Source organism: Pseudoalteromonas sp. T1lg48 (assembly GCF_002964785.1).
In the GTDB taxonomy this organism is placed as follows: Bacteria; Pseudomonadota; Gammaproteobacteria; order Enterobacterales; family Alteromonadaceae; genus Pseudoalteromonas.
On sequence record NZ_PQCC01000022.1, the window covers coordinates 433,761 to 434,118 of the forward strand.

The window sequence follows — 358 nt, forward strand, 5'->3', positions numbered from 1 at the left end:
CGCTGCATTGCTGCAACGGGTTTCTTTAATAAGGCCCTGGCTCGCTACGAAGTAGGATGTTCTACTTTCACATGGCAAATGCCACACTATCTTTGACCGGGGGCGCCTAGCCGGGGCCGGCCATCCGGCTGTTTCGTTTCACTTCTGAGTTTGGGTGACGAGAAACCGAAGCCCCGCTTCGCAGTTCGAGGAAGTGAGCGCATGGATGCGCGAAGGGGAGATACTTCATGGATGAATTGATTGCACCCAGGCTGATAATTTTAAAACGCCAGAAAGCAAAAAACCCGCTGCATTGCTGCAACGGGTTTCTTTAATAAGGCCCTGACGATGTTCTACTTTCACATGGCAAATGCCACAC